Source organism: Cohnella sp. GCM10027633 (assembly GCF_042675445.1).
In the GTDB taxonomy this organism is placed as follows: domain Bacteria; phylum Bacillota; class Bacilli; order Paenibacillales; family Paenibacillaceae; genus Cohnella.
This window is the reverse complement of sequence record NZ_JBHTGV010000006.1, coordinates 215317-231157: the sequence shown is the minus strand read 5'-3', so window position 1 is coordinate 231157 and position 15841 is coordinate 215317. Positions and strand designations below refer to the sequence as shown.

Annotated in this window: 10 protein-coding genes and 1 pseudogene; 8 read left to right on the top strand and 3 right to left on the bottom strand. The window is 55.9% G+C overall.

Translation table 11 applies throughout. The features are described 5' to 3' along the window. Positions 1–47: 47 nt before the first annotated feature. Genes ACFQZG_RS16510 through ACFQZG_RS16500 form a run of 3 tightly spaced genes read right to left on the bottom strand, consistent with a single transcriptional unit; the run spans position 48 to position 2560 of the window. Positions 48–656, bottom strand: coding sequence for a 3'-5' exonuclease (locus ACFQZG_RS16510; protein WP_378154411.1), 609 nt, complete (start codon positions 654–656; stop codon positions 48–50). Positions 657–683: 27 nt separating this feature from the next. Then, positions 684–1637 (bottom strand): TIGR03943 family putative permease subunit, encoded by a 954-nt coding sequence (locus tag ACFQZG_RS16505; protein ID WP_378154409.1) that lies wholly within the window; start codon positions 1635–1637, stop codon positions 684–686. Beyond that, the gene (locus ACFQZG_RS16500) at positions 1634–2560 is read right to left on the bottom strand and encodes a permease (protein ID WP_378154407.1); all 927 of its coding nucleotides are present in this window, start codon (positions 2558–2560) and stop codon (positions 1634–1636) included. Before ACFQZG_RS16500 ends, ACFQZG_RS16505 begins: the two co-directional genes overlap by 4 nt. A gap of 224 nt (positions 2561–2784) precedes the next feature. On the opposite strand from ACFQZG_RS16500, the pseudogene ACFQZG_RS16495 reads away from it, so the two are divergent. The 8 genes and pseudogenes from ACFQZG_RS16495 to ACFQZG_RS16460 all read left to right on the top strand — a co-directional run bounded on the left by ACFQZG_RS16495 (position 2785) and on the right by ACFQZG_RS16460 (position 15773). After that, a pseudogene (locus tag ACFQZG_RS16495) lies at positions 2785–3751 on the top strand (quinone oxidoreductase family protein). Positions 3752–3823: 72 nt separating this feature from the next. Then, positions 3824–4438 (top strand): hypothetical protein, encoded by a 615-nt coding sequence (locus tag ACFQZG_RS16490; protein ID WP_378154405.1) that lies wholly within the window; start codon positions 3824–3826, stop codon positions 4436–4438. A 1109-nt stretch (positions 4439–5547) separates the two neighbouring features. Then, on the top strand, positions 5548–6618 hold the full coding sequence (locus ACFQZG_RS16485; RefSeq protein WP_378154403.1) for a hypothetical protein: 1071 nt from the start codon (positions 5548–5550) through the stop codon (positions 6616–6618). Positions 6619–6703: 85 nt separating this feature from the next. After that, positions 6704–7258 (top strand): hypothetical protein, encoded by a 555-nt coding sequence (locus ACFQZG_RS16480; protein WP_378154401.1) that lies wholly within the window; start codon positions 6704–6706, stop codon positions 7256–7258. A 286-nt stretch (positions 7259–7544) separates the two neighbouring features. Next, positions 7545–8339 (top strand): lipase family protein, encoded by a 795-nt coding sequence (locus tag ACFQZG_RS16475; protein ID WP_378154399.1) that lies wholly within the window; start codon positions 7545–7547, stop codon positions 8337–8339. Positions 8340–8458: 119 nt separating this feature from the next. Further along, positions 8459–12250: a glycosyl hydrolase 53 family protein gene (locus tag ACFQZG_RS16470; protein ID WP_378154397.1), complete on the top strand. Its 3792-nt coding sequence runs from the start codon at positions 8459–8461 to the stop codon at positions 12248–12250. A gap of 155 nt (positions 12251–12405) precedes the next feature. Then, the gene (locus tag ACFQZG_RS16465; RefSeq protein ID WP_378154395.1) at positions 12406–14163 is read left to right on the top strand and encodes a sensor histidine kinase; all 1758 of its coding nucleotides are present in this window, start codon (positions 12406–12408) and stop codon (positions 14161–14163) included. Continuing rightward, a complete protein-coding gene (locus ACFQZG_RS16460) occupies positions 14160–15773 on the top strand; it encodes a response regulator (RefSeq protein ID WP_378154393.1) in 1614 nt (537 codons plus the stop codon). Before ACFQZG_RS16465 ends, ACFQZG_RS16460 begins: the two co-directional genes overlap by 4 nt. Positions 15774–15841 lie beyond the last annotated feature (68 nt).

The following is a 15841-nucleotide window of genomic DNA, read 5'->3' as shown; positions in this document are numbered from 1 at the left end:
GAAAGGAGGCAAGGGAGATTCCCCTTGCCTCCTTTTTCAGCTTGGCGTTACGCGTATTTGATATCGACCGACACCATGCTCGCGTGCTGCGGATACCACTTGGGCATGCCGAATTTCTTCAAGTAGCCGAGAACGTTGAGTTCGCTCCCCACGCTCTTCTCCGCGTTCATCTTCTCCAGCAGTCTCCAGGTGCCGACGACGTCGTTCAACGATCGGTGGGCGCCTTCCAGCTCGATGCCGTAGCGGGCGCACATCTCCTTGAGGTTATGCGGATAGACGTGCCGGTTGCGGCTGATCGTCAGCGTGTCGAGGAACGAATTGTTGAACGAGCGGTTCGCGAGCCGTAGCAGCGTATGATGCAGGAACCCGAGGTCGAACGTGGCGTTGTGCGCGACGATGATGCTGTCGCCGATGACGCGGTTCAGAATCCGAAAAGCCGTCTCCTCGTCCATTCCGTTCACGAGATCGGCGGACGTAATGCCCGTAATCTCGGTCACCTTCGGAGACAGCGCGCCGTCGAAGCGGACGAGCGTGCTGAATTGGCTGACGATGTCGCCGCCGTAGCAGCGAATGGCCGCCATCTCGATGACGCGGTCCCGAGCCGGATCCAGTCCCGTCGTCTCGAAGTCGAGTACCGTAATATTGTCGAGCTTCATGCGGCTTCCCCCTCTGCGGCGATCGGATTAGAACGTGCGGTAGACGTACGGGTCTTTGGGTTGGTCGATTTTCTCGAAGGACGTGACCTTGAGCACCGGAATCGTCTGCTTGAACGGCTGGTACAGCTCGGAAGACAACTTGCCGGTGACTTGGATCCAGTCGTCGTCTTGCAGGTTCGTCCCTTTCGGAAAATCGACGAGCATCCCGAAGACGCCGGAATCCGCCGCGCAATGGATGAAACCGAAGCGGAACAGGAAGTAATGCGTGCCGTCCACTTGCTCGCCCTTATAGGCGAAGCCGGTGAACGAGACCGTCTTGTTCATGAACAAGCCCGGATTGTTGTAGATGACTTCCATGCCCTTCATGTAGTTGTCGTCGCTAAGCGCGATCGTGTTCAGGCCGGCGAATTCCGCCAGTTCCTTGTCCTTGACCTTGTCGTAGTTGTCTTCCGAGTAGAACACGCTGGAGTCAGGTCTGAGGAACTGATGGTTGCCGGGGTTCTTGTCGGAGAACGAATCGTCCATGCCCGGGAACGAGAAGCCCTTCGCCTTGACGAAGCTGGAGTCGAGCGTCTGAACCGGCAGGAAGATTCCCGTCACGATCGGAAAAGCGAGAATCAGATAGCCGACGACGCGCTTCCAGCGGATGGGCGACGCATGCGAATGGCCGTGATCGTGGTCGTGGCTATGGTCGTGCGCGTGATCGTGATGATGATCGTGCGCATGTTCATGATGGTGATGATCGTGCGCGTGCGCCGATGGGTTAATTGCCGCGTTGGCGGCTAGCTCGGCTTGCTTCTCGGCCTTCTTCTCCAGCAAATACATCCGGAGTCCTTCGATCAAGCTGAGCAGCAGCAGCATGACGATCGCGGTAATCGACAGGTAGGCGTACCTGGTGTTAATGTACATGTTCAGCTTGCCGTCCCAGTGAATGAGCATGAACATGAAGGCGAATCCGAATAGGATGTAGAAGCGGATCATCCGAACAACCTCCCCACGATTAACGATCCGATCAAGGTGAATACGGTAACGAGCGCGATGAGCGTAATGACGAACTTGGCACGGAACGCGCCGAACAGCATGAGCGTGTTCTTGATGTCGATCATCGGCCCGAACACGAGGAACGCGGAAAGTGCCCCGGTAGAGAACGTCGAGCGGAACGAAGACGCGATGAACGCGTCGGCTTCCGAGCAGAGCGACATGACGAACGCCAGGGCGATCATGATGAGCGACGCCGTGACCGGATTGCTGCCGAGATGAAGCAGCGTCGACGTCGGCACGAACGTCTGCATGCTGGCGGCGATGAACGCGCCGAGCACGAGATACTTGCCGACGGAGAAGAACTCGTCGATGCTATGTAGCAGCACTTGATAGATGCGCACGTACCAGACCGGTCGGGTAACGGGCAACGGTTTGCCGGTCGCCGGCGCGGTCGCGGCGGTTTCCGCTTGGGCTAGACGTTGTTGCGTCTCGCGGAGCGGAAGCGTCGGGAACAGGAAGGAGAGCGTCAGGGAGACGGCCAGCGCGACGGCGAATGCCATACCCGCGCGAATCGCCGCCATCGTCCAATCGTTGCCGAAGGCGATGAACGTCGAGAACAGGACGATCGGATTGACGATCGGACCCGTCAGCATGAAGGCGATGCCCGCGTTGAGCGGAACGCCCTTGTTCAGCAGCCGGCGGGTAATCGGCACGATGCCGCATTCGCACGAAGGGAACAGCACGCCGACGCTGCAGCCGAGCAGCGAGGACAGCACCCGGTTCTTGGGCATGACGCGTGCGATCCATTGCTCGGTAATGAACGACTGGATGAGCCCGGAGATCAGTACGCCGACGAGTACGAACGGAATGGCTTCCATGATCATGCTCAGGAAGATCGTATTCAATTGATAGAAAGTCGTCATTGTTGCACCTGCTCCGCGAATGTTGAATCCATCATGGGTACTTCCACGCGCTTTCCGGCGAATCCTGCAACGAAATGTGACCGAACGTTTAACAATGGGCTGACATTCGGCTGTTAGGATAGACGGAAGCGGTACTGCGCGCGCGATATCGGGCCATACTGATGCTAAGGCATGTTAACCAATTATAACTACGAATAAACTCGCGGAAAAGGAGCGGTGGAATCATGATGGCGTTAACGTTCGAGAGATTCGGAGGACCGGAGGTGTTGCAGGTTCGCGACGTTCCCGAGCCGCTGCCGACGAAGGACGGCGTCATCGTCCGCATGCAGGCGATCGGGCTTAACTTCGCCGATATCTACCGCAGACGCGGCAATTATCATCTGGCGGGTCAGCCGCCTTATATACTCGGTTACGAAGGAGCGGGCATCGTCGAAGCGATCGGACCGGGGGTCAAGGGCTTCGCCGTCGGCGACCGCGTCGGCTTCGCGGACGTTCCCCGCGCGAACGCGGAGCGCGTGCTCGCCCCGGCCGATCGGCTCGTTCCGTTGCCCGGCGGCATCTCGTTCGAGCAGGCGGCGGCCGTGCTGCTTCAGGGGATGACGGCGCATTATTTGGCGAACGACAGCTACCCGGTCAAGCGATCGGACGAGGTGCTGATCCATGCCGCGGCGGGCGGCGTCGGCCAATTGCTCGTGCAGCTATGCAAAGGCAAGGGTGCGCGTAGTCGGTCTGACCTCTTCGCCGGAGAAGCGGGAAATCGCGCTCAAGGCGGGTGCCGATCACGTGTTGCTGTACGATTCGGACTGGTCGGGCGAAGTCCGGGCGCGGTCGACCGGAGGCTCCGGCGTCGACGTCGTCTACGATTCGGTCGGCTCGACGTTGATGGACAGCTTCGCTGCGACGCGCGCGAAGGGGCACGTCGTCTTCTACGGCATGGCCGGCGGCGATCCGCCGCATGTCGATCCGAGAATGCTGATGGATTCGTCGAAGACGCTGACCGGCGGGGACTTGTGGAATCACGTGACGACGCATCAAGACCGCGTGAGAAGAGCGAACGCGTTATTCGACGACATGCTCGCGATGAGGCTGCGGCTGGAGCCTCCGAAGCTGTTCCCGCTCGCTGATGGCGCGGAGGCCCATCGCTATATGGAGAGCCGGCTGAGTTCGGGTAAAATTTTGCTGATCCCTTAGCGCCCCGCGGTTTGAATTACGGCTTGTACCTGTTAGAATAGAAGGAATGAGGTTTGCGTAGGAGGATTATCGTTGAATCAGATCATTACGGTTAACAAGAAGCAGGTTAGCGTCAGCTTCACCAATTATTTCGATTCCACGCTCGGCGAGTTTCTGTTCAAGCAGGTCATGTGCGACGTGTACATGCCCGGCAACGAAGTCGTGCCGATCGCGATCGAGAAGGAGCAAATCCGGCTCGTGATCGAAGGATTCAAGAACCGGAAGGAGCTCCATTCGGAGATTCCCAAGGAAAACGTGAAGGGGCAGTCCGTGTTCGTCATTACGCCGCAAATGCGTTATGACCTTCGTTGGATGAAAGGGCCGAAGCCCAAGAAGCCGCTCACGAAGGAGAAGCCGCCGGAAGACGACGATGACGATGACGACATCCCGGGCGTAACGGTCGCTCCGGTCGCGGAGAAGCCGGTCGCCAAGCCGCGCGAATTCACGGATGTTCGCCGCAAATATTTGCTCTCGATCGGCTTCGTGCTGAACGAGTCGACGAACAATTGGGTGCGCAAGGGTATACGGTTCCCGGACGGCAAGATCGACGCGGCGTCTTCGGACGAGCAATTCATCGACGACATGACGAGGCTGATCGCCGCCGACGAGCGCAGCCGGCAGAAGCGTCCGCCCGCGAAGAGCGAATAAGGGTTGGTTGAAGGGACGAGGCCCCGCCGTTGGCGGGGCTTCGTCTCTTTTTTTTGTTGCTTGCTGGTGCTCCTTATGGGCACTATCCCTTCGCGTCAGGAGGAGCGGGGAGCGTCGGAGTAACTCGTTTTCAAAGCGTTATATCGCGCAAAATTTTAGCTCGCTGCCACAGCGCTTTTTCGTGAAACTTGGTGGTCGAGGATCTAAGTCAAGAAAGTAGACAGCTCATTATTGCGGCTTGGTGCTGCTAATAGTACCTTATCGCACTGATGCGTGGTTCGATAATAAGAATATAAGTCCATCTCGCTTGCTAGATATACCCAGCCATGACATATTCGGATGTATCAAATATCTGTAGCCCACGCTTTGTTTGGTGCGGGTACGTTAAATCCACGATTCTGCAAATTCTCATAAACACGATGGTTATGTTTCGAGTTCGCGATCGCCTTATATTTCTTATGGTACAAGAGTGTAGCCCCATAGCCTGCATTAGATTTGCTGTCGTTTTCTTCGCTACTTTATGTCAAATACAAATCTTAAAGGCGACCCGGTGTAAGGATCACAATTGCCATTTGTAAAGCACCGTCAAAGTCAAAGTCCATACATTGCAATTAACATACGGTACTTATTATTGATCCCCTCCCGGAGTCCTACGTCAGTTGTAACCGAATCCGATGTCGATGGATCCCTTTATATACAAATACCTTTTCGTATGACAGTCGTATGACAGAGGTGTTAAATTAATGTTCCTGTTGAGTTATGATTCGTATTTTTTATCCATAATTTAACAATATAGTGAATTAAAAATAGTTTCACATACAAAAACATGGTTCGCACTAGGCTTATTGATTTACTACCAAAACACCACTTCCAACGACAATTATTAACATTATTCGCTATGTACACCCTAAAATTTGGGTGATATACTGACAACGTCAAGTGGAAATTCAAAGTTTAGGATTATTCTCTACACAGATATCAATCTGTGGGAATGAAAGAATTCGCAGTAATTGTGAATTAAATACCCAATAACTTCCTTTTTTTATCATGAAAAACCGATACTATGCTGGCCAGCTTGTATATAAATTATTTCTGGGAGAGTGTTTTAATTGCTAAAACGCATGCTGGTATTCATGACAGTAGCCTTATCTTTGTTAGTTGCAAGTCCAGCTTTTGCTGAGCCCCAAATGATTATCGGCCAGGATTCGATTAGTCCGGAGAAGAAAGCCGAGATTTTGAAACTCTTCGAGCAAATGAGCGACTTGGATTTACAAAGAATTAGCGCATCTCAAACAGTACAATCAAAAATTGCCGTTGATAGCAAGAATACTGTGTCATCCCAATCACTCAATTTACAAAAAATTGAATTAGAAGACCAACTCGGAACTCTAGGTGTCCGCAAGCTGTCTCCAACAGAAGGACAACAATTAATTAATGCCGAGCAATCGAAAGCAAGTAATAATAATATCGTGACCCCTTACATCACAGTGCCGTCTGACACTTCAAACGTGGACTTCTATGAGTTAAACTATACACATACTCGAGGAAGTAAAACCTGGGATATTCAGGAGGTTTACGCTCGCGGCACCAATATTGGTACTGCACTTTATAGATCCGAGGCAGCGTTTACTATTGTGTCCGGAACATCGGTATCGACTACTAACCTTGCTTCACCAATATTAAAAGTGTATGCAGAAAAAATAATCGGAGCTGTAATTGAAAAAATTCCATATGCAGATTTATTACCATATGAATTATTTACAGGCATCCCTTCGGGTGCCTCGAGTGTGACTATGAATGGTGAGTATCTTAATTATTCTGAACTTACAACTGTGTGTTTCACCTATGTTAAAGACCATTCCACCTCTGGTCCAATCGATACGTTATCGTATGTATCAAGCATGTTTGAGATTTCGTCGATACATCACTCTACCGGAATTGCTAACGCAGGAACTCCAAATGCCAAAACACTTACCAGTGCAAGCCTCGCCAGAACGGAGTATATTTATGCTACAGACTATGCAGTCGCTTCTAAAGCCGTAGACGCTTTCTTAAATTTTAAAAAGGCCACATCTTATGCTAGCGGATATATTGTTCAAGCAGTTACAAATCCAAGCATTTCTAAAAGAATTCCTATTGCTACTCCAGCCTTTATTGGTGTGTGGAATGTTTATTCATAAGTAACTAAACAACTAGGATACAACGCGGATTTCTCATTGCGTTGTATCCTAGTTTAACAACAAAAACAATAAATGAGGTTTTCAAATGAAAAAAAGGTTATACATCGTTACATCAATAGCACTTCTCATAGTTTGTGCAATTGTTCTGCTTTTTATTAATTCATCGAAAACTAAGTTGATTTCAACGTCTATCCATAGCATTGAGTACTCGATATTTGACTCATCTTATAAGGTATTGCCAGTAACAATTAGCATAAATGGAGACTTTAAAACATCTTTTAATGGGAAAAAGACCTTTAAAGGTACAATTCGTATAGAAGGAGAAGGGTTTTCTGATCCAAACAAAGATAAGATATTGAATATAAAATTTAAGGAGGAAGGTAGTTATTTAGTTGCTTCAAAGTTGGGTTATGATGTATTCGATTTTATTGATGATGGATTTAATACACGCTTCTTAGATTCCAACCCTAAATATAGCTCAATTTATGTAAATAAAGACTTTAGCAAAATAGCCATTAAAGTTTACACGCCGATTGATAAGAACACTAAAAAATGGGAAGGAGTAACGATCTCCGGACCATCAGAGGAGAGAAAAGAAGCACTGAAAATCACAAACGATTTGATGGCAACCAATTTTTAGAATAGAATGGACTTGAATTAATTTCCTATAAAACATAATCCCGCTCGTTAGTTCAGCCTGCCGCAACTTCGGCAGGCTTTTTCTCTAATCTAAATGCATTTCTCCTCTGTAACTCGTCGCCATCACGCTTTATCGCTTATGGTCACTATTCCCTCGCGTCAGGGAGAGGAATGCATCTGTGGTAACACGCTGTCGTCGTGTTATTTCGCGCGAATTCGAGGGCCCGAAGGCACCGATCCACCTTCTCCGCAATAATCTATAGGGAAAAGTACCGGAGGTGGGTCGCTTGCGGGCGAGCGCGTACGATAATCGGATGGCGATGTTCCTGGGGGCCGTCTGCAGCCAGACTTATAACCAATACGAGGATCCGTCGGGGAACTACGTCGTTCCGGCTGGTTACCGCGTCGCGGACAACTTCGAGGCGAAGTCGTTCGGCGGGCAACGGGAGCCGTTCGGGTTCATCCTCGAGTCGGACGACAGGGTCATTCTTGCCTTCCGCGGCACGAGCTCGAAGACCGACTGGATCTCCGACGCGATCGCACGCCAGGAGAAGTACAAGTGCGTCAAAGACGGAGGCCTCTCGCATAAGGGCATCTCCGACATCTATTATTCCGCTCGTCCGGCGATCTTGCCGACGTTGCGCAAGCTGTCCGCGTCCGGCAAAAGGCTGTTCGTTACCGGCCATAGTCTCGGCGGAGCGCTCGCCACGTTAAGCGCGCCCGATATGACCGCCAATACCCGGTTTACCCATCCGGTCGTCTACACGTTCGGGGCGCCGCGCGTCGGCGATCCGGCGTTCGCGGGCATGTACGCCGGCCGCGTGCCGAATAGCTATCGCGTCTATAACGTGCTCGACGCGGTACCGCTTCTCCCCCCGCAAGTCTACAAGTCCCCGCGCACCGACGAGACGTATCGTTACATGCATGTCCAAGAACCGATCACGCTCGATTTCAACAACGGATCGGTATCGGCCAACCACGTAATCGGCAGCTATTACCACGCGCTCGCGAGAAGAGATCCGGCGTATGCGATCGCGCTGGAACGGCATAATCCAGGGTTCCCTCCGTCGTTCGCATATTGATTGCCAAAGGTGCTGAAATGTTGTAACCCTATCCTACGTTCCGAGAGAGCCGGCTTCTATAATGAATGTGAATTCATTGCCAGAAGCACGAATCAGAACGAACAGGGAGGCGTTACGACATGTTAAGCAGCAATCGGACGAGCCGGTGGTTCTCGTCTTTCCTCGCGTTCACGCTCGTATTCGCGACGATCGCGTCGTTAGCTAGCAGTCCGGACAAGGCGGATGCCGCGCCGGTCAATCTCGTCGTTAATGCAGGGTACGAGGATGCGGCGAACGTATGGACGGATTGGACGTACGCCGGAACGGCCAGCTCGCTGACGACGGGGAGCGGAGCCGGCAACGTTCGCGGCGGAACGCAATCGATCAATTACTATAACGCGGGGGCCTATAACGTCAGCTTCACCCAGACGTTGACCGGTCTCCCGGACGGCGAATACATGCTGAAAGCGTGGGCGTCCGGAGGCACGCCGGGCGCGACGACGATCAACTTGTTCGCGGACGAATTCGGCGGAACGAAGCTGACGGCCGCCGTCGCGAACGACGGCTGGGGGAACTGGCACCAATACACGGTCGGCGGCATCCAAGTCGTCGGGGGACAAGCGCGCATCGGCTTCGAGATCGACGCGCCGGCCGGCGTGTGGGGGTACTTCGACGACTTCGAGTTCTACAAAGTCGAAGAGGAGGAACAGTCGCCGACGCCGTGGGATCCGAGCGAATTCGTGAAGGGCGCTGACATCTCGACGCTGCAGGCGATCGAGGATGCGGGCGGCAAGTATTACGATAACGGCGTCGAGAGGGATCTGTTCGCGATCCTGAAGGACCGCGGCGTCAACTATATTCGCCTGCGCACCTGGGTGGACCCCGTTCAAGCGGGCGGCTATAACGACAAGGCGCATACGGTCGCGCTAGCGAAGCGAGTGAAGGAAGCGGGCTTCAAGCTGCTGCTCGACTTCCACTATTCCGACTTCTGGACCGATCCGGGCCAGCAGCACAAGCCTGCGGCATGGGCAGGCTTGTCGTTCGCGGACTTGAAAACCGCGATGTACGACTACACGGCGGATGTTCTGAACGCGCTAGAAGCGGTCGACGCCTATCCGGATATGGTGCAGATCGGCAACGAGATCAATCCGGGCATGATGGTGGACGATACGGACGGCGACCCGAACAATGGCGGCTCTATCGCAAACTACGATAATCTCGCGCAACTGCTTAGCACCGGCATCGAAGCGGTTCATGACACGACGCCGGCGGGGTACGAGACGAAGACGATGATTCACCTTGCGGAAGGCGGCAACAAGGGCGTATTCGAGAGCTTCTTCGACGCGATTACGAGCCGCGGCGTCGACTTCGACGTCATCGGCCTCTCCTTCTATCCGTATTGGCATGGCACGTACAAGAACTTGAAGGATAATCTCGACGCGTTGTCCGCACGTTATAATAAGCCGCTCATCGTCGTCGAGACGGCGCATCCGCAGACGCTCGCGGACGGCGACGGCTGGGGCAACATCGCCGGAGCGGACGAGGCGGAGACCGCCGGCTTCCCGGCGACGACGCAAGGTCAATTCGACCAGTTCACGACGATGCTCAATACGGTAGCCCACACGGCGGGCGGCATGGGGGCGGGCGTGTTCTATTGGGAGCCGGCGTGGATCCCGGTGCCGAAGGACGCGGAAGGCAACTACCAAGCCGGTTGGCGGATCAACGAAGGCAACGCGTGGGACAACCAAGCGATGTTCGACGTCCATGGCAACGCGCTGTCTTCGCTCGACGCGTTCCGGTTCGACGCGACGCAATTGCCGGCGAAGACCGCGGTCAAGGTCGTGAAGCCGAACGGCATGACCGTCTCGGCGAACGTGCCGGCCGCCGAGCTGTCGGCGGCGCTCCCGGCCACGGTCGGCGTGCTCCATAACGAAGGCAGCATCGAGCCGATGCCCGTCATCTGGGAAGCGGCCGACCAAGACCGGCTCAGCCGGATAGGCACGTTCACGCTGAACGGCACGGTTACGGGAACGGCGCTGACCGCGAGCATAGACGTAACCGTCACTTCCTTCAGGAATCTCGCCGCCAATCCGGGCTTCGAGGCGGCATCGACGCCGGTAGGCTGGACGGTGGCCGGCTCGACGGATGCGACGAAGGTCGAATCGAGCAACGCGTACAGCGGCTCGCGGGCGTTCAACTATTGGCTAGAGACCGACTATGCCTTTACGTTAACCCAGACGATAACGGATCTTCCCGACGGACTGTATACGCTGAGGGCGAGGACGGTCGGCGAAGGCGGAGAGACGACGCTGCGGTTGTTCGCGGACGGCTATGGCGGCGATAAGGTGACGACGCCGAATATCGTCAATACGGCGTGGGACCAATATGGTACTTATGCGATAGAACATATCCATGTCACGAACGGCCAGGCGACGATCGGCTTCGAGGTCGCCGCGACGGGCGGAACGTGGGGGAGATTCGACGGCGTCGAGTTCTATAGGGAAGTCGCCGTTCCCGCATGGACGCCGCAAGCGAGCTTAACCGCGTCCGAGCCGACGACGACGAGCGTGAAGCTGCAATGGTCCGGGGTATCGGACGCGGTTCCGGCGATCGGATACAAAATCTATCGCGATGGCCAGCTCCACGCGACCGTCACGGGCGCGACCTACACGGTTACGGGCTTGCAAGCCGGCCAGACCTACGCGTTCAAGGTCGAAGCGAGCGCGGATGGTGCGATCTGGACGTCCGACGGACCTAGCATTACGGCGAGCACGCTCGCGAACGCGCCGCCGTCCGGGACGATCATCGTTCCGCCGCAGACGCCTGGCATCGTCACGGTTCAACCCGGCTCGCTGACGCCGGACGCAGGCGGTCAAGCGCAAGTTCAAGTACCGCCCGGCACGACCGAGATCCGGTTGCCCGCGAACGCGGGCGAGCTTATCGGCGCCGGCAAGTCGCTCGTCGTGAACGACGGTTCCGTCGCGATGGAAGTTCCTGCGGACGTTCTGGTCGAACTCCAGAAGCTAGCGTCGGCGAACGGCGGCCATATCGCGATCACGATCGGGCCGCATGCCGCTCCAACCGACCTATTGGCGAAGGCGAAGCAAGCGACGGGCGCCGACATCGAGTCGGTCGGCGGCATTTACGACTTCGGCTTGGCTTACGTCTCTCCGAGCGGCGAGCGGAAGACGCTGTCCGCGTTCGGCGAGCCGATCTCTCTGACCTTCCCGGTCGGCGATAGCTTTGATCCGAACCGCTCCGGCATCTTCTACATCGCGGACGACGGCGAATTGACCTACGTCGGAGGCAAGCTGATCAACGGCGTATTCACCGCGACGGCAAGCCACTTCAGCGCCTACGCGGTTCTGCAAGTGAGCCGTTCGTTCGCGGACGTTCCCGCGAACCATTGGGCGGAGAAGGCGATCGCGTCGCTCGCCTCCAAGCTCATCGTATCGGGGACGGGCGATGACAAGTTCGAACCAGGCCGGGCGGTTACCCGCGCCGAGTTCGCGACGATGCTGTTCCGCGCGCTTCGGCTACCGGCGACAACGCCAGCCGCGACTCCGTTCGCGGACGTGCCGCAATCTGCTTCCTATGCGGAAGCGGTCAACGCCGTACACGCAATCGGCGTCGTGAACGGCATGGGCACCGGCAACACGTTCGAGCCGAACCGGACGATAACCCGGCAGGAGATGGCCGCGATGCTGCTTCGCGCTTACGACTATCTCCAAACGTCGGCGCAGATCGCGCAACAGCCGGCGGCAACCGACTTCGCCGACGCCGACCGCATCGCGGGATGGGCGAAGCAAGCGGTCGAACGCGCGGCGAGCCTCGGCTTGCTCCAAGGCCGCGGAGGCAACAAGTTCGCGCCGGAAGCGACCCTATCCCGGGCGGAAGCGGCCCAAGCCGTCGCCAAGCTTCCACAGCCCTAACGATGTTGCAAGAACATACAAAATGTTGCGATCGCATCCCTTTCCATCCCGCGCGTAACCGTTTACAATAGAAGCATTTACGAAGAGGTTGTCCCTTATCGGGCAACCTCTTTCTGGCTGTTCGATACCGCCGGGGGATGGAGACGAGCGCGCTTATGCCGAAGGTCAACCTGTTCACGAAGATCGTCTTAATACTGGTCGTCATGCTGCTTCCGATCATGGGGCTTTATTTCTTCTCCAACCGGACGAGCACGGACGTGCTTCGCGACGAGCTCAACGACGCCAACACGAACCGCCTCGTTTTTTTCCAGAACCAAGTCGATACGAACATCTCCTCCATCTCGCTATGGCCGAACCTCTTGATCCACGATCCCGACATCTCCGAGCTCCGGGATACGTTCACGACTCCGAAAGGCCTGCTCCCGCTCGAGATGATCACGCTCATTAACCGTATCCAGCGCAAGCTGAGCATTCAAGAGAATTCCTCGAACTGGACGAGCTCGCTTCATATCTATTCGCCGGTGCTCGGCCGCGTCATCTCTTCGAACGACGTGAAGGACTACGACGACGCGGAGCTGAAGCAGCGGATGAAGCAGGGCTGGCAGGTGAGGAACGAGCCGGACGGACAATTCCGGTTCTCGCTGTTCACCGCGACGCCTTACAACGCGTTCAATCAGCCGGAGAGAGCGAATCTTATCATCGAAGTGCAGTTCAATAGCCGCAACATCGTAGGCATGCTCGATCAGTTCAAGAGCGACGGCAGGCGGGATCCGTTCTTCTATAAGAAAGACGTAGGCGCCATCTACAACGGCAGCGCTCACCGCGAAGTTGCCGAGGAGCTGATCGGGCTGCTCGAAGCCGAGGGCACGATGGACGTCAGCAACCAGACGGTCACGCTTGGCGGCGTGCGATATCTGGTCAACGCGCAGCGCTCGGACACGACGGATTGGGTGCTGATCGACTACATACCGCTCGCGGACGTCGTCGGTCCGATCGAGAAGACGAACCGATTCTTCTACGTGGCCGTCGGCTCGCTGCTGCTCATGAGCTGCGTGCTCGCCTACGTGCTGTACGCGCAAGTGCAGGCGCCGCTTAAGCAACTCGTGAACAGCTTCCAGAAGCTGAAGTACGAGGACTACTCCGTCCGGCTGAAGCCGAAAGGCAGAGGCGAATTCGGCTTCGTGTTCATGCGGTTCAACTCGATGGTGACCCAGATCCAGGAGCTGTTCGAGAAAGTGTATCTCGAGCAGATCCACGTCCGGGAAGCGCGGCTTAAGCAGCTGCAGTCGCAGATCAACCCGCATTTCTTCTACAACTGCTTCTCGTTCATCTCCAGCATGGCGAAGATGAACCATAACTCGGCCGTCGTCGCGATGTCCGAGAACCTGTCCAGCTATTATCGCTATACGACGCGTCAGGAACGGGACTTCGTCGCGCTGTCCGAGGAGCTCGACTTCGTCGGCAGCTATCTGGAAATCCAGAAGCTGCGCAAAAACCAGCTGAAGGTCAGCATCGAGCTTCCGCCGAGACTGCGACGCATCGAAATACCGCCGCTCATCGTCCAGCCGCTCGTCGAGAACGCGGTGCTTCACGGCATCGAGGAGAAAGCCGGCGAAGGTCTGATCCAATTGACCGTATCCGAGGCGAGGGGACAGTTCCGCATCATCGTGGACGATAACGGCAAAGGCATGGACGAAGCGGGGCGCAAGGAATTGGAACGGCGGCTCGCGAAGCCGATGGACGACAAGACGGGTTGCGGACTGTGGAACGTGAACCAGCGCATGCAGCTGCGGTTCGGCGACAAAGCCGGCATGTCGATCGAGGAATCGCCGTTCGGCGGGCTTCGCGTGACGCTCTATTGGCATAACGATCCTAACGATAACAACGGCACCGGAAGCGAGGGGACGGCATGATCGAGATTCTGCTTGTCGACGACGAGACGTATATGACGGAAAGCTTGCGGATGACGATTCCGTGGGAGCAATTGAACGTGCGGGAAGTGTATTGCGCATCTTCGGGCGCCGAGGCGATCGCCATCTTGGAGGAGAAGCAGATCGACATCGTCGTGTCGGACATCCGGATGCCCGAGATGGACGGCTTGACGCTGTTGCAGACGGTGTCCGAGCGCTGGCCGAACGTCCGCTGCCTGCTGCTGACCGGACATAGCGACTTCGAATACGCGAAGCGGGCGATCAAGCTGCAGGTGTCCGATTACATACTGAAGCCGGTCAACGACGCGGAGTTCATGACGAGCATCGCGAACGCGATCGATTCGCTGCGCGACGAATGGGCGGAAGCCGACGCGCTGCACAAGCTGCGTTACGGAAGGAAAGCCGACCAGGCGGTGCTGCGGGACAATCTGATGCGGGACTTGGCGCTCGGCCGGCAATGGTCGCCGCCCGCGATCGAAGCGAAGCTGCAGCAGTACGACATTCCGCTGCGGACGGGAGACATGGCGTTCATGATGCTCGTTCGGCTCGGCAAGCACTTCGACCAATACGATCCCGGGTCGTTCGCGCTGATGGAATACGCCGTCGGCAATATCGCGGAGGAGATTTACTCCGCGCAATACCGCATCTGGCTGAGCAAGGCGCCGCACGACTCGATCGTGCTCGTCGCCGCGCCGAAGGAGGGCGGAGGCGTCAGCCCGGACAGGCGCCAGCTGGAACCGCTCGTCACCGAGTTCCACCGGCAAGTGCTGACGCACCTCAAGGGGGACATCTCGACCGTCGTCACCCATTGGTTCCTGTTCCCGGAAGAGCTGTCGACCGCTTACCGAAGCGCGCTCGCGACCGTCTACCAGCACGGACAGGGCCGCGGTCCGGCGGTCATCTATCAGGAGGACCATTCCCAGGAGCACGTGACGATCAAGGCGCTCGAGACGCTCTACAAACCGCCGACGCTCATGCACTTGCTGGAGTCTAAGCAGTGGAAGGCATCGCGGGAGAAGGTCGAGGAAGTGTTCGAGGCGCTGGACCGGATGCCGGTCACCCGCGAGCATCTGTACGAAGCGTTCCTGTCCATGACTAACGCCTTCCTATACATTGCGCACAAGCAAGGCTTGCTCATTCATCAGATCGACGAATCGGGACTCGACCCGCTGCTCGACGGCGCGACGCTGCACTCGTCCGGCAAGCTGAAGGAGTGGGCGGGCAGAGTGCTCGCGAAGCTCGAACGCGAGCTGTCGGAGAGCGACCGTTACACGAAGAGCCATATCGTCAAGCAAGCGCAGGAGCTCATCATGGGAGAGGCCGGACACGAGACGAGCGTGAAGACGATCGCCGACAAGGTGTTCCTGCACCCGGTCTACCTGTCGAAGATCTATAAGCTCGAGACCGGAGAGAGTCTCGGCGACTATATTATCCGGGTGCGGATGGAGAAGGCGCTCTACCTGCTCAAGTCGACGAACAAGAAAATATACGAGATTACCTCCGAGCTCGGTTATCAGAATCCGCAGTATTTCAGCAAAATGTTCCGCAAATATTACGGCATGACGCCGAACGAATATCGCGATCAGAAATAGGTTGGAAAAGGTGCAGAAATGTTGGATGTGCGACATAGGAAGCCCGTACGGACGCCCCTATAATGAAA